Source organism: Pseudomonas fluorescens (genome assembly GCF_030344995.1).
GTDB classification, from domain to species: Bacteria; Pseudomonadota; Gammaproteobacteria; order Pseudomonadales; family Pseudomonadaceae; genus Aquipseudomonas; species Aquipseudomonas fluorescens_BF.
In genome coordinates, this window is sequence record NZ_CP128260.1 from 1,984,799 (window position 1) to 2,006,824 (window position 22,026).

At 61.7% G+C, this 22,026-nt stretch carries 15 protein-coding genes; all 15 read left to right on the forward strand.

Features of this window, described 5'->3' with window-relative positions; translation table 11 throughout:
• Positions 1-36: 36 nt before the first annotated feature.
• The 15 genes from flgH (at position 37) to QR290_RS09080 (ending at position 22,002) form a co-directional block, all read left to right on the forward strand.
• A complete protein-coding gene (gene flgH, locus QR290_RS09010; protein WP_085699519.1) occupies positions 37-732 on the forward strand; it encodes a flagellar basal body L-ring protein FlgH in 696 nt (231 codons plus the stop codon).
• Between the two features lie 27 nt (positions 733-759).
• Positions 760-1,848, forward strand: a complete 1,089-nt coding sequence (locus tag QR290_RS09015) for a flagellar basal body P-ring protein FlgI (RefSeq protein WP_045121865.1) — start codon at positions 760-762, stop codon at positions 1,846-1,848.
• 11 nt (positions 1,849-1,859) lie between these two features.
• The gene (flgJ, locus tag QR290_RS09020) at positions 1,860-3,152 is read left to right on the forward strand and encodes a flagellar assembly peptidoglycan hydrolase FlgJ (RefSeq protein WP_289204743.1); all 1,293 of its coding nucleotides are present in this window, start codon (positions 1,860-1,862) and stop codon (positions 3,150-3,152) included.
• A 21-nt stretch (positions 3,153-3,173) separates the two neighbouring features.
• Positions 3,174-5,219 (forward strand): flagellar hook-associated protein FlgK, encoded by a 2,046-nt coding sequence (gene flgK / locus QR290_RS09025; protein WP_289204744.1) that lies wholly within the window; start codon positions 3,174-3,176, stop codon positions 5,217-5,219.
• A 13-nt stretch (positions 5,220-5,232) separates the two neighbouring features.
• A complete protein-coding gene (locus QR290_RS09030; protein WP_115076979.1) occupies positions 5,233-6,804 on the forward strand; it encodes a flagellar hook-associated protein 3 in 1,572 nt (523 codons plus the stop codon).
• A gap of 117 nt (positions 6,805-6,921) precedes the next feature.
• The gene (locus tag QR290_RS09035; protein WP_289204745.1) at positions 6,922-10,515 is read left to right on the forward strand and encodes a glycosyltransferase; all 3,594 of its coding nucleotides are present in this window, start codon (positions 6,922-6,924) and stop codon (positions 10,513-10,515) included.
• A gap of 222 nt (positions 10,516-10,737) precedes the next feature.
• Entirely contained in the window at positions 10,738-12,495 is a 1,758-nt protein-coding gene (locus QR290_RS09040) for a calcium-binding protein (RefSeq protein ID WP_289204746.1), read from the forward strand.
• 245 nt (positions 12,496-12,740) lie between these two features.
• Complete coding sequence (rfbF, locus tag QR290_RS09045) at positions 12,741-13,514, forward strand: glucose-1-phosphate cytidylyltransferase (RefSeq protein WP_115076982.1); 774 nt, start codon at positions 12,741-12,743, stop codon at positions 13,512-13,514.
• The gene (rfbG, locus tag QR290_RS09050) at positions 13,496-14,578 is read left to right on the forward strand and encodes a CDP-glucose 4,6-dehydratase (RefSeq protein WP_289204747.1); all 1,083 of its coding nucleotides are present in this window, start codon (positions 13,496-13,498) and stop codon (positions 14,576-14,578) included. Before rfbF ends, rfbG begins: the two co-directional genes overlap by 19 nt.
• Entirely contained in the window at positions 14,575-15,135 is a 561-nt protein-coding gene (gene rfbC, locus QR290_RS09055; RefSeq protein ID WP_007958330.1) for a dTDP-4-dehydrorhamnose 3,5-epimerase, read from the forward strand. Before rfbG ends, rfbC begins: the two co-directional genes overlap by 4 nt.
• Complete coding sequence (locus tag QR290_RS09060; RefSeq protein ID WP_289204748.1) at positions 15,132-16,358, forward strand: class I SAM-dependent methyltransferase; 1,227 nt, start codon at positions 15,132-15,134, stop codon at positions 16,356-16,358. The genes rfbC and QR290_RS09060 overlap by 4 nt, the downstream gene beginning before the upstream one ends.
• Positions 16,355-17,206 carry an NAD-dependent epimerase/dehydratase family protein gene (locus QR290_RS09065; RefSeq protein WP_289204749.1) on the forward strand — a complete coding sequence of 284 codons (852 nt, stop codon included), beginning with the start codon at positions 16,355-16,357 and terminating at the stop codon, positions 17,204-17,206. Before QR290_RS09060 ends, QR290_RS09065 begins: the two co-directional genes overlap by 4 nt.
• On the forward strand, positions 17,203-18,276 hold the full coding sequence (locus tag QR290_RS09070; protein ID WP_115076986.1) for a class I SAM-dependent methyltransferase: 1,074 nt from the start codon (positions 17,203-17,205) through the stop codon (positions 18,274-18,276). The genes QR290_RS09065 and QR290_RS09070 overlap by 4 nt, the downstream gene beginning before the upstream one ends.
• Positions 18,277-18,293: 17 nt before the next feature.
• Positions 18,294-19,031: a cephalosporin hydroxylase family protein gene (locus tag QR290_RS09075; protein WP_007958324.1), complete on the forward strand. Its 738-nt coding sequence runs from the start codon at positions 18,294-18,296 to the stop codon at positions 19,029-19,031.
• Positions 19,032-19,086: 55 nt separating this feature from the next.
• Positions 19,087-22,002 carry a glycosyltransferase family 2 protein gene (locus QR290_RS09080; RefSeq protein WP_289204750.1) on the forward strand — a complete coding sequence of 972 codons (2,916 nt, stop codon included), beginning with the start codon at positions 19,087-19,089 and terminating at the stop codon, positions 22,000-22,002.
• The last annotated feature ends 24 nt before the right edge of the window (positions 22,003-22,026 follow it).

Here is a 22,026-nt window from a genome sequence, read left to right on the forward strand (position 1 = left end):
CCATGAGGTCGCCTGCAACACCGTGAGGTAAGGGTCATGAAGCGCTTTGTATCTGTTGTGGCATTGAGTGGGGTCGTCTCGCTCGCGGGCTGCGTCGCTCCGACGCCCAAGCCCAATGATCCTTACTACGCCCCGGTGTTGCCGCGCACACCGTTGCCGTCGGCCGCCAACAACGGCTCGATCTATCAGGCCGGTTTCGAGCAGAACCTGTACAGCGACCGCAAGGCGTTCCGGGTCGGTGACATCATCACCATCACCCTGAACGAGAAGACCCAGGCCAGCAAAAACGCCAACTCGCAGGTGGCCAAGAACAGCAAGACCGGCATCGGCCTGACGTCGCTGTTCGGCGGCAGTGGCACCACCAACAACCCGTTGGGCGGTAACGACCTGAGCCTTGACGTCGGCTACAGCGGCGACCGCGCGACCAAGGGTGACAGCAAGGCCGCCCAGGGCAACACCCTGACCGGCTCGATCACCGTGACCGTCGCCGACGTGCTGCCCAACGGCATCATCGCCGTGCGTGGCGAGAAGTGGATGACCCTCAACACTGGCGACGAGCTGGTGCGGATCGCCGGCCTCGTGCGCGCCGATGACATTGCCACCGACAACACCGTGTCCTCGACCCGGGTCGCCGATGCGCGCATCACCTACTCGGGCACCGGTTCGTTTGCCGATGCGAGTCAGCCAGGCTGGTTCGACCGTTTCTTCCTCAGCCCGCTGTTCCCTTTCTAGGTGGCTACGTTGAATCTGAAAAGCTTTATGGTGGCTGCGCTGTTGCTGTCGGCGGCCTTCAATGCACAAGCCGAACGGTTGAAGGACATCGCCAGTATCTCTGGCGTGCGTTCCAACCAGTTGATCGGCTATGGCCTGGTGGTCGGCCTCAACGGCACCGGCGACCAGACCACGCAGACCCCGTTCACCCTGCAGACCTTCAACAACATGCTCTCGCAGTTCGGCATCAAGGTGCCGCCGGGATCGGGCAACGTGCAGCTGAAAAACGTCGCGGCGGTGTCGGTGAGTGCCGATCTGCCGGCGTTCGCCAAACCGGGTCAGCAGGTCGACATCACCGTTTCGTCCATCGGTAACTCCAAGAGCCTGCGCGGCGGCACCCTGTTGCTGACCCCGCTCAAGGGTATCGACGGCAACGTCTACGCCATCGCCCAGGGCAACCTGGTGGTCGGCGGTTTCGATGCCGAAGGCCGTGACGGTTCGAAGATCACCGTCAACGTTCCGTCGGCCGGTCGCATCCCTGGCGGTGCGTCGGTCGAGCGTTCGGTGCCGAGCGGTTTCAACCAGGGCAACAGCCTGACGCTGAACCTCAACCGTTCCGACTTCACCACCGCCAAGCGCATCGTCGACAAGATCAACGACATGCTCGGCCCTGGTGTTGCCCAGGCCATCGACGGTGGTTCCATTCGTGTGACCGCGCCACTCGATCCGAGCCAGCGTGTCGACTACCTGTCGATTCTGGAAAACCTCGAAGTCGATCCGGGTCAGGCGGTGGCGAAAGTCATCATCAACTCGCGTACCGGCACCATCGTCATCGGCCAGAACGTGAAGGTCTCGCCGGCCGCCGTGACCCACGGCAGCCTGACCGTGACCATCACCGAAGACCCGATCGTCAGCCAGCCGGGCCCGCTGTCCAACGGCCAGACCGCCGTGGTGCCGCGCTCGCGGGTGAATGCCGAACAGGAAGCCAAGCCGATGTTCAAGTTCGGCCCGGGCACCACCCTCGACGAGATCGTCCGGGCGGTGAACCAGGTCGGCGCAGCACCGGGTGACCTGATGGCCATTCTCGAAGCACTGAAGCAGGCCGGCGCGTTGCAAGCCGACCTGATCGTGATCTGAGGACGGCGACCATGGATATGCGCAAAAGCGGTCTGGTCAGCAGCAGCGATTCGGGTTCGTACTCCGACCTCAATCGTCTGAATCAGTTGAAAGTCGGCGACAAGAACAGCGACGGCAACATGCGCAAGGTTGCGCAGGAATTCGAATCGCTGTTCCTCGGTGAAATGCTCAAGTCGATGCGTTCGGCCACCGAAGCGCTGGGCCAGGACAACCCGCTCAACACGCCGGCCGCCAAGCAGTATCAGGAAATGTACGACCAGCAACTGGCGGTCTCCATGTCCCGCGAGGGTGGGGGTATCGGTCTGGCCGACGTGCTGATGCGTCAGATGTCGAAGAACAAACCGATGGCGCCGGGCGAGGCTGCGGCCGCATCCGCCGCCAAGCAGGAAGAAGCCAAAGCCAAGGCCGCTGCCGTGGCGACGCCGATTGCCGCCGGCACCGTGGCCACCAATGGCCCGTTGTCGCGACTCAATGGCGAACGTCCGTTGTGGGCGTCGCGTTCGGTGCATGCGCCGAACACCGAGCTGACCCATCGCAACGACATGGAAATGATCAACCAGCGTCGTCTGGCATTGCCGCCGAAACTGGCGGATCGCTTGCTCGCCGGTCTGGTGCCGTCGGCCACGCCGGCAGCGGCCACTCAACTGCCGCAACGCGCCACGACCGCCGCTGTTACCGGTTCCGGCCCGCTGTACAACGGCGACTGGCTGGACCGCGCCGAGGCAGACAAGGCCTCCGGCGGACAGATGCAGATTTACGGCCGCGCGATGGCGCAGATCCCGCTGGCTCCCGCCAAGCGCGCGTTCAGCAACGCCGACCAATTCGTCAACACCATGCTGCCGATGGCCCAGGAAGCCGCCGCACGCATTGGCGTCGATCCGCGTTATCTGGTGGCTCAGGCCGCGCTGGAAACCGGTTGGGGCAAATCGGTCATGCGCGCCCAGGACGGCAGCAGCAGTCACAACCTGTTTGGCATCAAGGCGAGCAGCAACTGGAAGGGTGATTCGGCCCGGGCGATCACCAGCGAATTCCGCAACGGGCAGATGGTCAAGGAGACGGCCGAGTTCCGTTCCTACGCCTCGTACAAGGACAGCTTCCACGATCTGGTGACTTTGCTGCAGAGCAATAATCGCTATCAAGATGTGCTGAAGTCGGCCGATAACCCAGAACAGTTTGTACGCGAATTGCAAAAGGCCGGTTACGCGACCGACCCGAACTACGCGACGAAGATTTCGCAGATTGCCAGGCAGATGACGGTCAATCAGAACTACGCTGCGGCCGGCGTTTCAACAACGCCCTTATAAACACAAGGTAAGGTTTGAATCATGAGTTTGCTCAATATCGGGATGTCGGGGCTGGCCGCGAGTTCGTCCTCTCTGGCTGTGACAGGTAACAACATTGCCAACGTCGACACCGCCGGTTATTCGCGCCAGCAAACCGTGCAGGGCACCAAGTCCTCGATTCAGTACGGTAACGTGTTCATCGGTACCGGTACGACCCTCGCCGACGTGCGCCGGGTGTACAACTCCTACCTCGAATCGCAGCTGCACACCGCCACCTCGCTGAGCAGTGAAGCCGACGCCTATGGCGCGCAGGCGACAGCACTGGACGGCTCGCTGTCTGACACCAACACCGGCCTGACCGGCGTGCTGCAGAAGTTCTTTACCTCGATGCAGGGCGTATCGACCTCGGCCACCGACGACACTTCGCGTCAATCGGTGCTGACCGGCGCGCAAGCCCTGACCAGCCGCTTCAATGCACTGGCCAAGCAGCTCAACGACCAGAACACCACGATCAACGGCAACCTTGGCGACATGGCGGCTCAGGTCAACAAACTGGCCACCTCGATTGCCAATCTCAACCAGAAGATCGGCGAGATTTCCACCAGCGGCGGTCAGCCGAACGATCTGCTCGACACCCGTAACGAAGCCGTGCGCCAGCTCTCGCAACTGGTCGGCGCGCAGGTCGTCGAGCGCGGCACCAGCTTCGACGTTTACGTCGGCAGCGGTCAGCCGCTGGTTGTCGGTAACACCACCAACACCCTGAGCACCGTACCGAGCAAGGATGACCCGTCGCGCATGGGCATTCAGATGGATCGCGGTTCGAGCACCATCGACATCACTTCGGTGATCAGCGGTGGCGAAATCGGCGGTCTGCTGAGCTATCGCAAGGAAGTGCTCGACCCGTCGCTCAACGAGCTGGGTCGCGTGGCGCTGGTGATCGCCGATCAGGTCAACCGTCAACAAGCCCAGGGCATCGACAAGAACGGTGACTTCGGCGCCGCGATTTTCAACAACATCAACAGCGCCGCGCTGATCAGTCAGCGCAGCATTGCCCAGGCGGGCAACAGCGCAGGTTCGGGCAACCTTGACGTCACCATCAAGGACACCGGCAAGCTGACCACCAACGATTACCAGGTCACTTTCACCAGCGCGACCAACTACACGGTCAAGCGCTCGGACGGTACCGACATGGGGTCGTTCAGCACCACGACCACGCCGCCTCCGGTCATCGACGGCTTCACCCTGGCCCTCAATGGCGGTGCCCTGAGCGCCGGTGACACCTTCAAGGTGACCCCGACCCGTGGCGCGGCTTCGAGCATCCAGACCGTGCTCACCGACCCGAAAAAAATCGCGGCAGCAGCACCGTTGACCGGCGTGGCCAGCACCAATAATTCCGGCACCTACACCCAGCCGACGCTGACCGACACCATCGACATCTACAACCCGACCTCTCAGGCCGAGTTGCAGAACGCGCTCAAATATTCGACCCCGGTCAAATTGGTGTTCGGCGCGGTTGCCAGCGGCAGCCAGTCGTACAACATGGTCGACGCCAAGGGCAACACCATCGGTACCGGGACCATCGTGCCGGGGCAGGCCAACACCCTGAACCTGAAGATCGGCATGGTCGACTCCACCGGCGCTCCGGTGATGGACACCAGCGTCACGCCGAACGTGCAGAAAACCTTCACCGTGCAGACCACCGTGGGCGCGACGCCGAAAGCCGGCGAAACCTTCACCATGAGCCTGACCGGCGCGGCGTCTTCGGACAACCGCAACGCCCAGGCGCTGGTCGGCCTGCAGACCAAGCAGACCGTGGACACCGGCTCGGGCAGCAAGGGCATCAGCCTGACCGACGCCTACAACAAACTGGTGACCAACGTCGGTACCAAGGCCGCTCAAAGCAAGTCCGACATCGAAGCCACCACGGCCATTCTGGAGCAGGCGCAGGGTGCGCGTGATTCGCTGTCTCAGGTCAACCTGGACGAAGAGACCGGCAACCTGGTCAAGTATCAGCAGTACTACACAGCGTCTTCGCAGATCATCAAGGCTGCGCAGGAAACCTTCGCCACGCTGATCAACAGTCTTTAAGGAGTCGTAATTCATGCGCATTTCCACCGCTCAGTATTACGCGACGCAAGCAGCTCAATATCAGCGCAACTACAGCAAGGCTGTCGCGACCGCGAACGAAGCCAGCAGCCTGCAGCGCATCAACACCGCCGCCGACGATCCGATCGGTGCCGGTCGCTTGCTGAAGCTCGGCCAGCAGGCCGCGATGCTCGATCAGTACAAAGGCAACATCGATACCACCAAGAGCTCGCTGACCGTTCAGGAATCCACGCTGACGGCCATCACCGATGCCTTGCAGCGCGCCAAGGAAATCGGCCTGGCAGCCAACAACGGCATCGCCACCGACAAGGACCGCCAGGCTTACGCCGCCGAACTGAGCCAGATCCAGCAACAAGTACTGGGCCTGATGAACTCCAAGGATGCCAACGGCAATTACCTGTTCTCCGGTTCGAAGACCGATACCGCGCCGTACTCGCAGAACGCCGATGGCACTTACACCTACAACGGTGACCAGACCCAGATCAACCTGGGCATTGGCGACGGCATGTCGGTGGCCACCAACACCACCGGTTGGGATGCGTTCCAGCAGACCATCAACACCAGCCGCACCCAGACCACCATGACGGCTCCGGCCGTCGATGACGGTCGCGTGGTGCTGACCAACGGTACGGTCGGCACCGCTGCCACCTACAATTCCAAGTTTGCGGCCGGTCAGCCTTACACCGTGGACTTCATCAGCAGCACTCAGCTGAAGATCACCGATGCCCTGGGCAACGACGTGACTTCCGAGGCCAGCCAGAACGGTCTGATCAGCAACAGCAACGGCGCCAACCAGACCGTCAGCTTCCGTGGCGTCGACATGAAGTTGAACATCAACCTCAAGGCCGGCGATACCAACCCGGACGCGGTCATTGCCGGTCACAGCTTCCAGCTGTCGGCTTCGCCGGACTCGTTCACCGCTTCGCGCAGTCCGGGCAACCCGTCGACCGCGGTCATCACCGGCTCCAGCGTGACCAACCAGGCAGCCTATGACGCGGCTTTCCCGTCGGGCGGCGGCGCAGTCCTGAAATTCACCAGCGCCACCGCGTTCGACCTGTACGCGGCGCCTGTCACCGCCGACAGCAAGCCGATCTCGTCGGGTACCGTAGCTGGCGGCAACGCCACGGCCGCGGGTGTGACCTTCGCCCTCGGTGGCACGCCTGCGGCCGGTGACCAGTTCTCGATCCAGTCCAACAACCACCAGACCCAGAACGTGCTCGACACCCTGGGTCAGATGGTCACGGCACTGAACACCCCGATCGACGGTGACCCGGTAGCCAAGCAGAAATTCCAGGGCGCGATGGAGGCCGGCCTCGGCAACATCGACAGCGCCGCCAACCAGATCGGCAGCGCGGTAACCTCCATCGGTGCCCGCGGGCAATCGCTGGACGACCAGAGCACCACCAACCAGAGCCTGCAGCTGGCAAACGCCAACACCCAGGGCACGATCCGTGATTCGGATCCGGCCGAAGTGATGACCCGCCTGACCTTGCAGCAGACCATGCTGCAGGCCTCGCAACTGGCGTTCAGCAAAATCTCCCAACTGGGGCTGTTCAACAAGATCTGATGCCTGAGCGGGCGCGCAAGCGCCCGCTTGCTCCGATCGCTCTGTATCCTTTGTTTTTTTCTGCGGCTTCAAAGGGCTCGCTGTTCCGGGCGGGTTCCCGCCGCTTGCGAGTCCGCCGTGAATTCACTTCCCCTTGTCAGTCTGGTCATCCCTGCCTTCAACCCGCGCTTTTTCGAGCGGACATTGAACAGTGCCGTCAGCCAGACTTACAGCCCTCTGGAAATCATCGTCTGCGATGACAGTCAGGGTCCCGAGATCGAACGCATCGTTGCGTCGGTCATCGAGGAGTCCGGCGTCGAGGTGCGCTACGTGCGCAATCCGCGCACCTTGGGAATGATCGGCAACCTCAAGGCCTGCCTGAGTCAGGCGCAGGGCGAATTCATCAAGTTCCTGTGCGACGACGATCACTTGTATGCCGACTGCATCCGGCAGCAGGCCCAGGAAATGTTGCGTGAAGAGGTCAGCCTGGTGCTGGCTCAGCGATTGTTCTGGGATGCACAAGACATCATCCTGCCGGCGCGCCTGGAAAACACCTCATTGTCGCCGCACAGCGGACTGTTCAAGGGCGACGACCTGCTGGGCATCTTCGAGAAATTCCCGGTCAACGTCCTCGGTGGCTTCACCAACGCGCTGTTCCGGCGTGCCGACGTTGAAGAGCTGTTGCCGGCCCTGACTCAGGACGGTCACTGCTTTGTCGCGTCGCTGGATTTTGCCCTGTATGTCTGCCTGCTGCGGCGCGGCAATCTGGCCGTGTCCAACAACGTACTCAGCGCCGAGCGGCTGTACCCGGAACGCCTGAGTGCGCAACAGCCGATGAAGGATGCGCTTGAGGTCGAGCGTGAGTGGATGACGCAGATGCTCAAGGCCCGCAGCGGCGAGTCGGCACCTGCGCCGGGCTGGGTTCGTTACATTCCACTGGCCAAGTCCGATGAGCAGCCTCGGGTCTGGGAAGAGTTGCCGCTCAGTCGCACCCTCGGCACCAAGCAGAGCCGCCAGGAGTGGAGCGTCGGCATCGACAGCTGGAGTTTCGCCGAGCTCTACGCGCAGTGGCTCAGTTGCCGGGTGCTGACCGAAGGTCAGCGCACATTACTGCCGGAAACTCTCGCCGGCTGGTCGCATCAGCCACGGATCGTGCCGATCATTATCGACGGGCAGGGCAGTCGTGACGGTGTCGAACGCACGCTGGCGTCGCTTGCCGCTCAGGATTATCCACCGGAGCTGATTCTTGTCCTGTCGGCCTCGTGTACCGATACCGAGCTGGACGGGCGAGTGTTCCGCATGCCCCTGCAAGACGACGGCATGGAGCAGATCAATACGCTGCTGCCGCAACTGGAGGGCGCCGACTGGTTCTACCTGCTGCAGGCCGGTGATCGTCCGGTGGCGCCGGCGTTGCTGGTCATGGCCGAGCGTATCGTGCATTTCCCGTCGCTCAAGTGCCTGTACAGCGACGAGGGCAGTTTGCGTAACGGGGAGTCGGCAGAGCCTGCGTTCAAGCCGGATTTCAATCTCGACCTGATGCGCAGCTACCCTTATGTCGGGCGGGCACTGGCGTTCGAGCGCGAGCGTTTTCTGGCGCTCGGTGGTTTCGCTCCTGACTTCGCTCAACTGGCGCCGCACGATGTGCTGTGGCGACTGGTCGAGAACGATGGCACTCAGGTTGTCGGCCACATCGCCGAGGTCATGCTGGAGTCGCCGTTCGACCTGTCCAAATGGCTCATGGACCCGGGCGTCATCGAACAGAATCCGTGCGTGCTCGAAGCGCATCTGCAACGGCTCGGGCTGGCCCATGACATTCGCCGTGGCAGCTCCGAGCTGCTCAATCGCGTCGACTATCACCACGCACGGCGTCCGCTGGTCTCGGTCATCATCGTGACCAGGGATCAGACTGCCGCCTTGCAGCGCTGCGTCGAGACGTTGCTGGAAAAAACCGCCTACACCGAATATGAGCTGCTGCTGGTGGACAACGGCAGCACCAGCGTCGAAGCGCTGGCCTGGCTGGACGGCATGGCGCAACTGGGCAGCGACCGGGTTCGCGTGCTGAATTTCGCTCAGCAGGGCAACGCAGCCGCCACGCTCAACTTTGCGGTAGGGCAGGCGCGCGGTGAATACGTGCTGATGCTCAATTCCTTTGCAGTGATCACCCAGTCCGACTGGCTGGACGAACTGCTCAATCATGCGCAGCGCCCGGAAGTCGGGGTGGTCGGCGCCAAGGTCTACAATCCGGACGGTTGCGTGCTGCATGCCGGCCTGATTCTGGGCATGCAGGGTGCCGTGGGATTGCCCTTTTATGGTCAAACGTTGCAGGCAGACGGGTACATGTTCCGCTTGCAGGCGGTGCATGACCTGAGTGCTGTCGGCGGCGATTGCCTGATGATTCGCAAGGCTGTGTTCGAGGCTGTCGACGGGCTCGACGAGCAGGACCTGGCGCAGGCCCTCAATGTGGCGGATCTTTGTCTGCGTGTGGGGCGGGAAGGTTACCTGGTGGTCTGGACGCCTTACGCCAAACTGGCGCTGGGCGCGCGGCCAACGAGCGAGGCCACGGCAGAAGAGCAGCAACAGCAGTTTCAGGAGCACGAGACGTTCTACAAACGCTGGTTGCCGCTGATCGCGCGCGATCCTGCGTTCAACGTCAATCTGGCAGTGCAGGGTGTCGGCGCTTCCAGCTTCAGTCTGGAGCCGGGCCTGCGTACCGGTTGGAGCCCGTTTTCGCGCACGCAGTTGCCAAACGTACTGGCGGTACCGATCAACGCTTCCGCCATCGGTCACTACCGCATCAGCCAGCCGATGATCGAGCTTGAGGCGGCCAATCGTGCCGAAGGGCGGATCTGCTACGGCTTGCCTTCGATCATCGATATCGAGCGCCAGTCGCCCGACGTGATCGTATTGCAGGGGCGCTACTCGGAAGGTGCCATCGAGGAAATTCCACCGTTGAAGAACTTTTTCAACGCCCGGCGGATCTACGAGCTCGATGACTATGTCATCGATGTCCCTCATCGCAACGCGCACATCCGCAACATGCCGAACAAGCACGAAATGGAGCGGTTGGTGCGGCGGGCGATCGGTCTTTGCGATCGTGTGGTGGTGTCTACCCAGCCGCTGGCCAATGTCCTGTCGGACATGCATCACGACATCCGGGTCGTACCGAACATGTTGTCGCAGCATTTGTGGACCGACCTGCGCAGCCAGCGTCGCACCTCGAAAAAGCCGCGCGTTGGCTGGGGTGGCGGCACCAGTCACCACGGTGATCTGGCGGTGATTGCCGATGTGGTTCGCGAATTGGCGAACGAGGTCGACTGGGTGTTCTTCGGCATGTGCCCGGACGACTTGCGTCCGTACATGCACGAGTTCCACGGCGTGATCCCGCTGGATGTGTATCCGGCGAAACTGGCCAGCCTCAACCTTGATCTGGCGCTGGCACCGCTGGAGTTCCACATCTTCAACGACTGCAAGAGCAACCTGCGCCTGCTGGAGTATGGCGCGTGCGGTTATCCGGTGGTCTGCACCGATACCGAGGCCTATCAAGGCTACTTGCCCTGCACCCGGGTCAAGACCAACTCCACCGAAGAGTGGCTGCAAGCGATCCGCATGCACCTGGCCGATCCGGATGCCAGTTACCGCATGGGTGATCAGCTGCGTGAAGTCGTACTGCGTGACTACGTGCTGCGCGGCGACAACCTGCGGTACTGGGAAAACGGCTGGCTGGCGGACTGATCGGCACTGCTGAAAAAAAGGCGACTTTCGAGTCGCCTTTTTTGCGTCTTCAACATTCTGTTTGTATCAGTATCGATACTTTTTAATCGGGGGGCCTCAAGCAACGGGATTTTCCTGTCGATACTTCTCTATTCGCTGACCTCGGACGGTTGCTGCTGGCGTGATCGGCTTGTGCCCGGGAGGCAGGTTTCCCGATTCAACAACAACGCAAGGAAGACGCAAATGTCAGTAGTGAATGGAACGAGTGATGCGGACGGCCTGTGGGGCACCGATGGCAATGACGAACTCTATGGAATGGAGTCGGATGATCTGCTGTTCGCCACTGCGGGATCAGACGTGCTGGATGGCGGTGAAGGTTTTGATACGGCGAACTATTTTGCCATGGGGGCGGGAATCAGCGTCGAGTCTGGCGCTGGCGCGACAACGGTCAGCGGGCCTGATGGCAAAGTCGATACGTTGCTGTCGGTGGAAAAGGTATTCGGTACTTATCACAACGACACATTCTCCGCTTCCGTGGCAGGTGTGACGCTGGAAGGCAGCGGTGGCGATGATGTGTACATCGTCGACGCCGAAGGTGTGACCATCATCGAAGAAAACGGCCTCGGCTACGACGAACTGCGCACCAGCCTCAATGCCATCAAGATGGACTCCTTCATTGAAAAGCTGACGTTCACGGGCACGGGTGATTTCAAGGGTTACGGCAATGCCAGCGACAACGAGATCATCGGTGGCGTCGGCAACGACTGGCTGTGGGGTGGCGCCGGCGCCGATCACTTCGTGGGTGGCGAAGGCTTCGATACTGTCAGCTATTTCGATAGTCTCGAGGGCGTGAGAGTCCAGGACTTCGAGAACTACGATGCATTGACCATCGCTGCTGGCGACACCTTCACCGGCATCGAGGCGATTCAGGGATCGAATTTCGATGACGTGGTGTATCTGCTCGATAACGCGATGATCGTGGATGGCGCCGATGGCTACGACACCGTCAGCTACCGTCACTCCTGGGATGGCGTCAATATCGGCATTGGTCAGCAAGCGGGTCCGGATGTCACGTTGCTGAACGTCGAGAAAGTCATCGGTACTTCGTTCGATGACCGATTCACCGCCAACGTCGCGGGCGTAACGCTGGAAGGCGGAAGAGGCGACGATGTGTACATCATCAACAGCGCCGGTGTGAGCATCGTCGAGACGGATCTCTTTGGTGGTACCGACCATGTGTACACCAGCCTGTCGTCGATGCACATGGATCCGTTCATTGAAAAAATGACGTATACCGGCACCGCAGACTTTACGGGCTACGGTAATGACGGGGACAACGTCATCGTTTCGGGCGCCGGCAATGACGTCCTGCTCGGCGGCGCGGGTGCCGATCGCTTCGAAGGCGGAGCCGGTGTCGACACCGTCAGTTACGAAGACAGCACTGAGGGTTTGAGCGTTTCCCTCGGCTGGGGCCCGCAGAGCGGTATCGCCCTCTACGACACGTACATCGACATCGAAAACCTGCGTGGCAGCCATTTCAATGATGTGCTGCAAGGTGATGGCGGTGACAACATTCTGGAAGGCGGTGCTGGCGACGATTTCATTCACGGTGGCGCAGGTGCGGACATTCTTTACGGTGGCCTGGCATCCGGTCTGGATGGCGAGGCGCCGCAGAACGATACGCTGATTGGTGGCGATGGCGATGACACCTATGTGGTGAATGCCCCCGGCCTGGTATCCATTCAGGATATGGCCAGCAGCTACAACGACACCCTGATCATGAACACCATTGCCAACCTCAGTCAGTTGAGCATCACGCGTGTCGGCGACGATGCCTACTTGCATGGCGCCAATGACGGCAGCAGCGGTGTGCCGGCCAATGGCGTGAAACTGGTGGACTGGTATGTGGGTGGGTACAACAACATCGAGCATCTGCAGACCGCTGACGGCCAGGTTTACGATCTGCCGGCCACGATCGATGGGTTCGCGATGTTTGGCTGATCTGTCCGATTCAATGAAGTAGCTTGATGAAGGGATGAGTCCGGCAACGGTCTCATCCCTTTTTTCATGCCTTGAATTCCCGCCGACGCAGGGCTGGCGGAGCTGGCGCGTTTCCTGCAAGTCCCCCTCAAATCGCCATAAAACGAGCGCTCACGGTCATTCACCTGCGCCCGGACTGGCAAAGGTTCAGCCGCAAAGGCCCGCAATAGCGGGGCCGAGCCCTGTGACGTAGAAGAGGGGAGACGATGAAGGCAGTTATTTTGGCGGGTGGCCTCGGCACGCGCATCAGTGAAGAGTCGCACCTCAAGCCCAAGCCGATGATCGAGATCGGCGGCAAGCCAATTCTCTGGCACATCATGAAGCAGTATTCCGCCCACGGAATCCACGACTTCGTGATCTGCCTCGGCTACAAGGGCTACGCGATCAAGGACTTCTTCGCCAACTACTTCCTGCACACCTCCGACGTCACGTTCGACATGCGCAACAACCGCATGGACGTGCACCAGAACTACAGCGAGCCGTGGAGCGTCACCCTGATCGACACCGGCGAGGAAACCATGACCGGTGGCCGTCTGCTGCGTGCCGGCCGTTACCTCAAGGATGAAGAGGCGTTCTGCTTCACCTACGGCGACGGCGTCTCCGACATCAACATTGCGCAACTGGTGGACTACCACAAAGGCCACGGCCGTCTGGCGACCGTCACCGCCGTGCAGCCGCCGGGCCGTTACGGCGCCCTTGAGCGGCAGGGCGATCAGGTACTCGGCTTCACCGAAAAGCCGCGCGGCGACGGCGGCTGGATCAATGGTGGCTTCTTTGTGCTATCGCCAAAAGTGCTGTCGTACATTGCTGGCGACGAGACCACTTGGGAAGCCGAGCCGCTGGCGCAACTGGCCCAGGACGAACAACTGAAGGCCTTCGAACACGAAGGCTTCTGGCATCCGATGGACACCCTGCGCGACAAGAACCATCTCGAAGCGCTGTGGCAGAGCGGGGAGGCCCCATGGAAGCAATGGGCCTGAGTCCTGAGTTCTGGCGCGGCAAGCGGGTTCTGGTCACCGGTCACACCGGTTTCAAGGGCAGCTGGCTGACCCTGTGGCTGCAAAGCCTCGGCGCGCAAGTCAGCGGTTTTTCCCTCGACCCGTCGACCGAGCCGAGCCTGTTCGAACTGGCGCGCGTGAGCGAAGGCATCAACGATCAGCGCGGCGACCTGCGTGACCTCGGCGCCTTGCTTGAGATCATCGCCGACACCGAGCCGGAGATCGTCCTGCACCTGGCGGCCCAGCCACTGGTGCGCGAAGGCTATCGCGATCCGCTCGGCACTTATTCGAGCAACGTCATGGGCACCTTGAACCTGCTCGAAGCGATTCGTCAGGTCGGATGCGTGCGGGCCTGCGTGCTGGTGACCACCGACAAGGTCTACGCCAACAAGGAATGGCTGTGGCCGTACCGCGAGGACGAAGCCCTCGGTGGCCACGACCCTTACAGCAGCAGCAAGGCCTGCTGCGAGTTGCTGGCGCAGTCTTACGCGGCATCGTTCTTCCCGGCCGACAAGTACGCCGAGCACGGTCTGGCCCTGGCCACCGCGCGCGCCGGCAACGTGTTGGGCGGCGGTGATTTCGCCCCTGAACGGTTGATTCCCGATGTCCTGAAAGCCTGGTCGGCCGACGAGCCGGTGACCCTGCGCTATCCGCAAGCCGTACGTCCGTGGCAGCACGCGCTGGAGCCGCTGGCCGGCTACCTGCAACTGGTCGCCGGGCTCTATGAAGACGGCCCGGAATACGCCGGGGCGTGGAACTTCGGCCCGGGCGAAGCGGACATGTGCAGCGTCGGCGAAGTGGTCGAACTGCTCTCCAACCGCTGGCCTCAGGCCCGTGGCCTGCGCCTCGAAAAGAGTGACCTGCACGAAGCCGGTCTGCTGCGTCTGGACAGCAGCCGCGCCCGTCAGGTGCTGGGCTGGCAACCGCGCTGGACGTTGCGGCAATGCCTGACCCAGACCCTCGACTGGCACCTGGCGTGGCAGAACGGCGACGACATGCGCACCGTGACCCTCGGCCAACTGAACCTGTACCGGGGCGCGCTGTGAGCGAGTTTTCCTTGAAACCGTTGCCGCTGGCCGGGTTGTTCAGCGTCCAGCACAAACGCTTCGAAGATCAGCGCGGGCACTTCGCCCGGCTGTTCTGCGAGGGCAGCCTGAAGGCGTTCGGCAGTGAATTTCACATCCGCCAGATCAACCATTCCTGCACCCGCGAGAAGGGCAGCGTGCGCGGTCTGCATTATCAGAATGCCAACGCACCGGAAGCCAAGTTGATCACCTGCCTGCGCGGTGAAGTGTGGGACGTGGCGGTAGACCTGCGCCCGGATTCCGAAACCTTCCTGCACTGGCACGCCGAGCACCTGAAGGCCGGCGACGGTCGCAGCCTGCTGATTCCGGCCGGCTTCGCCCACGGTTTCCAGACCCTCACCGAGGACGCCGAACTGCTTTACCTGCACAGCGCCGATTACGCGCCGGAGCACGAGGGCGGACTGTCGGTGAACGATCCACGGCTGGCGATTGCCTGGCCGTTGCCTGTCAATAATTTGTCAGCGCGTGATTCCAGCCATCCCGCGCTCGATCAACACTTTGCTGGAGTGCGTCTATGAATTGCCGTGGGTGCGCCGCACCGCTGAGCCTGCCGCTGATCGACCTCGGCACCTCGCCACCGTCCAACGCCTATGTGCACGCCGATCGGCTGGAGCAGGCCGAACAATGGGTGCCGCTGAAAGTCGCGGTGTGCGAGCAATGCTGGCTGGTGCAGACCGAGGATTACACCTCCGCCGACAGCCTGTTCGACGCCGAATACGCCTACTTCAGTTCGTTCTCCAGCACCTGGCTGGCCCACGCCGAGCGTTATGTGGCCGAGATGGTCGAACGCTTCGGTCTGAGCGCCGACAGTCGCGTGGTGGAAGTCGCTGCCAACGACGGCTACCTGCTGCAATACGTGGCCGGTCGCGGCATCCAGTGCCTGGGCGTCGAGCCGACCCGCAGCACCGCGCAGGCGGCACGGGAAAAAGGCCTGGAGATCCGTGAACTGTTCTTCGGTCGCGACACCGCCGCGCAGCTGAAAAGCGAAGGCTGGGCCGCCGACCTGATGGCCGCCAACAACGTGCTCGCTCATGTGCCGGACATCAACGATTTCCTTGGTGGTTTCGCCGCGCTGCTCAAACCGACTGGCGTCGCCACTTTCGAATTCCCGCAATTGCTGACGCTGATGGCGGGCGCGCAGTTCGACACGCTGTATCACGAACACTATTCGTACCTGTCGTTGACCGCCGTACAAACGCTGTGCGAGCGCAACGGTCTGGAAGTGTTCGACGTCAGCCAGTTGACCACCCATGGCGGATCACTGCGGGTGTTCGTCCAGCGCAAGGACGGCGAACGCCGCGCCGTGCAGCCAGCGGTGCAACAGCAGTTGCAGGCCGAGCTCGATGCCGGGGTGAAAACCGCCGGGTACTACGCGACGCTGGCGCCGGCTGCCGAGCGCATCAAGCACGATCTGCTGCGCTTCCTGTTGCAGGCCAAGGCCGATGGCAAGCGTGTGGTCGGTTACGGCGCCGCTGCCAAGGGCAACACCTTGCTCAACTACGCCGGGGTCAAACCGGATCTGCTGGCCTGGGTCGCCGACGCCAACCCGCACAAGCAGGGCAAGTATTTGCCGGGCAGCCGCATTCCGATTGTCGCGCCAGCGCAGATCGACATCGAGAAGCCGGATTACGTGCTGGTGCTGCCGTGGAACCTGCTGCATGAAGTCAGTCAGCAACTGGCTCAAGTGCGTCAGTGGGACGGCCGTTTCGTGATCGCCGTGCCTGAGTTGAGCGTGCTGTGAAGGTGCTGGTCACCGGAGCCACGGGCTTCGTCGGTCGTCATCTGGTCGCGGCGTTGTTGGCCCGTGGTTGCACCGTGCGGGCGGTGGCGCGTGATGCGCAGAAAGCCGCGGCCATGTCGTGGATCAATGACGTCGAGTTCGTGAGCGCGGATATTCACGCGGCGGATCTGAACGTCGCGGCGCTGACCGAGGGCGTCGACGCACTCGCGCACCTGGCCTGGCCGGGGTTGCCGAACTATCGGGCGCTGTTCCATTTCGAGCACAACCTGATGGCCGACTACCGCTTCATCAAAAGCGCGGTAGAGGCGGGCGTGAAGCAGGTGCTGGTGACCGGCACCTGTTTCGAGTACGGCATGCAGAGCGGCCCGTTGAGCGAACAGAACGACGCGCAACCGGCCAATCCTTACGGTCTGGCCAAGCACACGCTGCACCTGTTTCTGCAAAATTTGCAGCAAGAGCATTCGTTCACCCTGCAATGGGCACGGCTGTTCTATCTGCACGGTGAAGGGCAGAACCCCAACAGTCTGTTGGCGGCACTGGATCGGGCAATCGATGCCGGCGATGCGACGTTCAACATGTCGGCGGGTGAGCAGCTGCGCGATTTTCTGCCGATTGAAAATGCCGCCGCTCATCTCGCCGCGATCCTGCACAAACGTGATTTCGACGGCACGATCAACTGCGCCAGCGGCCAGCCGGTTTCGGTGCGGGCGCTGGTCGAACAGCACGTGCGTGAGCGCGGCGCGAGCATCGGCCTGAACCTCGGCCATTACCCGTATCCGACACACGAACCGCTGGCGTTCTGGGCGGTGACCGAGCGCTTGCAACAGTTATTGGGAGAGCCGCAATGAGGCACGAGTTGTATCGGGTCACCGACCTGCCGGTGCTGCAGAACCGCACCTTTGCCGATTCCGAATCGGCGAAGGCATCGGCCAGCGCCGACATGCTGCTGGTGCAGGATGAGCGCAGCGGTCTGATCTTCAATGCGGCGTTCGACGCCGACAAGCTCAGCTACGACGCCGACTACCAGAACGAACAGGCGCATTCCGGCCAGTTCCAGAAGCACCTGAGCGATGTAGAGGGCATCATTGCCCGGCACTTCAAGGGTCAGGAGCTGATCGAAGTCGGCTGCGGCAAAGGTTATTTCCTCGAGCTGCTCAAAGGCCTGGGCTACCGCATTACCGGCATCGACCCGGCCTACGAAGGCGAGAACGCCGACGTGATCAAGGCCCCGTTCACCCGAGGTCTGGGCCTTGAGGCGGACGCCATCGTGCTGCGGCATGTGCTGGAACACATTCAGGATCCGCTGAGTTTTCTGGCGGTGATCGCCGAAGCCAATCAGGGCGGCGGGCAGATCTACATCGAGGTGCCGTGCTTCGACTGGATTCTCGAACACCGCGCCTGGTTCGACCTGTTCTACGAGCACGTCAATTACTTCCGCCTCGACGACCTGCGCCGGATGTTCGGTACCGTGCATGAGGCCGGTCACCTGTTCGGAGGCCAATACCTGTACATCGTCGCGGACCTCGCCACGTTGCGCCTGACCCCGGAACAACCGGTGCCGCGCCTGGCCTTGCCGGACGACTTCACCGCCAGCCTCGAGCGCGCGGTGCAGATCATCCAGGGCGCGCCCGAGCAGGGTTCGGCGATCTGGGGCGCCTCGTCCAAAGGCGTGATCTATTCGCTGTTCCTGCAACGCGCCGGCGTGGCGGTGGACCGGGTGGTCGATATCAACCCGGCCAAGCAGGGGCGTTACCTGCCCCTGAGCGGCGCCCGGGTGTCCTCGCCGCAAGAGGCGATGGACGCCTTGCCCGATGGCGCCAACCTGTTTGTGATGAATTCCAATTACCTCGAAGAGATCAAGCGGATGACCGGTGGACGTTACGTCTATCACGCCGTCGACAGCGCTTCGTTCCAGTGACCCTTGAGATTTTGAAAATGACCGACAACAGCATCAACAAAGCTTTCGAAGCCGAATGCCGCGAGCAGATCGCCCAGCAGGGTGACGACCAGAAACTCACCGGTCTGGCCCGCGATTTCTTCAACGAATCGGCCAAGCACAAGTACAGCTACCACTTCTCGTGGATGGGCCGTCCGATCATCCAGCTGCCGCAAGACATGATGGCCATGCAGGAAATCATCTGGCAGGTGAAGCCGGATCTGGTCATCGAGTGCGGCATCGCCCACGGCGGGTCGATCATCTACTACGCCTCGCTGCTGGAACTGCAAGGTCACGGCGAAGTGCTGGGCATCGACCTGGACATCCGCCCGCACAACCGCGAAGCCATCGAAAGCCACCCGATGAGCAAGCGCATCAAGATGATCGAAGGTTCGAGCATCGACCCGGCCATCGCTGCCCAGGTACGCGCGGCGGCCGAAGGCAAGAAAGTCATTCTGGTGCTCGATTCCAACCACACCCACGACCACGTGCTCGAAGAGTTGCGCCTCTACGCGCCACTGGTTTCGGTCGACAGCTACTGCGTGGTGATGGACACCGTGGTTGAAGACATGCCGGCCGATTTCTTCCCGGATCGTCCATGGGGCCCGGGCGACAACCCGAAGACCGCCGTGTGGAAATACCTGGAAGAGAACAAGGATTTCGAGATCGATGTTCAGCTGCAAAACAAACTGCTGATCACCGTGGCGCCGGACGGATATCTGCGTCGCGTTCGTTAATTCGCAACATCACCCAAGCGTTATCTCGGCGAGTCGCCGGTTGTGGAGAGAAGTTATGCAAGGCAAGTACAGTTCTGAACTGACGCTACCGCTCAACGAGCTGTTGACCGTGGTGCTGATTACGCACAATCGTCCGGCGTTCCTGCGTCGGGCGGTCAAGTACTACAGCAGCCTGCCCTGCAGAATCATGGTGCTGGACTCCACCGCCGAGCGGCCTGAAGGCGACTTTTCTTCGGTCGATTACCACCACGTGCCGCAATTCGCCTACTGGGGCATGCAGGCCAAACTGGCCTATGGCGTGGAGCAACTGACCACGCCGTACATGGTGTTGGCGGCCGACGACGACTTCATCCTGCACGATTCGCTGGCCGAGTCGGTGGGCTTCCTGCAGGCGAACCCCGACTACGGCATGTGTCACGGCTACTGCATGATGTACCTGACGCTGGCCGGTGGCGTGAGCTACTACCGTCGCGACAAGAAAGTGCAGGAGGACTATGCGTCCGAGCGGGCGCAGGACCGGGTCGTGGACTACATGAGTCAGTACATCCCCCCGTTCTACGCGGTGACCCGTACCGACCTGATGAAAACCTGGCATTCGGCATTGCCGCCGGGCACCAGTTTCCAGTGGCAGGAAATCGGCCATGTGTACTTCCTGCTGGCCAGTGCCAAGGCGCGGATCCTGCCGATGCCGTATGTGGTGCGCGAGATCAACTACGGCAACTCCGAGCACAGCACCGAGGTGTACCACTCGCTGACTTACATCGATCCCAAATCGGTGGCCGAGCGCGAGGCCTTCGCCGTGTTCCTGGCGGGATTGCCGACCGGTATCAAGGATCTGAATGCAGAGCAGGGCAAGGCCTTTGCCCTGAAAAGTTTCGAGGCGATGGTCGACAGCCTTCAAACCAATCGGGCCCTGACGGCAGAGCTGATTATCCAGTCCACCTGGAACCAGGAACTCAAGCATCCGGATCGCCGTTTCGGACCTCTGCAGTACGTCGAAATGCCGTTCTACAACCAGGCGTTCTTCGATCGCCTCGCGCAGTTCGAATTCATGCTGCACGCGATGCCGGCCGGCCGCATTCAACTGGAAGGTCTGGAAGGGGTGTGGACCCGTCAGGCGCATCTGATCGAGGCGCGCAACAACGATACCCCTGAAAGTGTGCTCGACCGACTGTGGCAGGCCCACGATCTCAACGCGTTCAACCGCACCGTCGCCAAGCGCCTGGCATCGCAACTGGAACTGTCTGGCGAAGATGAAGAAGCGCAGACGATGCGTGACTGGATCGCCCGCCTGGAAGCGTTGACCGTCGCCGATCATCATCAGGTGTTCGACAAGATGCAGTCCGGGCGTCTGCTCAAGTGGCTGGCGTCGCGTCAGGCCGATGCCGGGCAGATGGCGTCGATTGCCGAACACCTGGCCGTCAACGGTGGCGGCCCGCAGTTCGGCATCTTCCTGGTGGACATGGATAACGATATCGACAAGTTGCAGGTCAGCCTCGACAGCCTGCTCGAAGGTCAATGCAAGGCGTTCCGCATTGTCGTGTTCACCACCGGTGAAGCCCCGGCAGCGACCACGGCGCAGAACACCCTGCACTTTGTCCGCGTGACGCCGGACAATCTTGTCGACAAGCTCAACCAGAGCGCTCGTCAGTCGCCTTGCGACTGGTTGCTTCTGGCGCAAGCGGGGGATGAGTTCACCGCCGGCGGCCTGTTGCGCGCCAGCCTGGAGTTGATGAATGCCGACGGTATCAATGCCGTTTCCACGGACGAGATTCAGCGCCGGGAAAACGGGGCGCTGATGGACGTGTTCCGTCCGGGCTTCAATCTCGACCTGTTGCTGAGCCTGCCGGGCCTGATGGCGCGGCACTGGCTGATCCGGCGTGAAGTGCTGTTGGAAGTTGACGGCTATCGCGCCGATTTCAGCAAGGCGCTGGAGTTCGATCTGCTGCTGCGCATCATTGAGCAGGGTGGCCTGAACAGCCTGGCGCACCTCGATGAACCGCTGCTGATCACTCAGGCACCGGAGCTGGAAGAGAACGCCCATGAGCGTCTGGCATTGCTGCGTCATCTGGGCAATCGCGGTTACAAGGCCAAGGTCACGTCGGCGCTGCCGGGTGTCTACCAGATCGATTATCACCACAGTGATCGTCCTCTGGTGTCGATCGTTATTCCGGCCGGGGACGATCTGCCTGCTCTGCAACGCTGCCTGCAAGGTGTGCTGTTGCGCACCCGTTATCACAAGTACGAAATCCTGATTGCAACCCAGGCTTCTCAATCGGCCGAGGTCAATGACTGGCTCGGGACTTATCAGCATCCGAAAGTCAGTGTGCTGCGCGCCGACCAATCGCTGAGCACCCCAGCGCTGTGCAACGCGGCCAGCCAGCAGGCGCAGGGCGAGTTCCTGGTGTTGTTGGCGGCGGACGCCGAAGTGGTCAACCCGAACTGGCTCGACTCGCTGCTCAACCACGCCCTGCGCCCGGAAATCGGCGTGGTCGGTCCGAAGCTGGTCGACCGCGACGGCAAGGTCAGCCAGGCCGGCCTGATCCTGGGCATGAACGGTGGCGTCGGTTCGGCATTCGTCGGCGAGAAACATGATGCCGAAGGCTATCTGTACCGGTTGTCCGTGGACCAGAACTACTCGGCGGTTTCGAGCGTATGCCTGATGGTGCGCAAGGAGCTGTTCGATGCGTTGGGCGGTCTGGACAACGAGACGTTTGCCACCGGCTTCAGCGATGTCGACCTGTGTCTGAAGGCCGGCCAGGCCGGTTACCTGACCGTATGGACGCCATCGGTGCAGGTCATCCATCAGGGCGAGATCGATCAGGCGAGCCAGGCACTGGCTGCATTGCAGGAAAAATGGGCGGCGGCGTTCGCCCAGGATCAGGCGTACAACGCCAACCTGAGCCTGATTGGAAAAGGCTTTGTGCTGAACGACAGCGCTTCGCTGAACTGGGCGCAGTTGATCGCCTAGGTCTGGCGCACAAGGAACGGGATT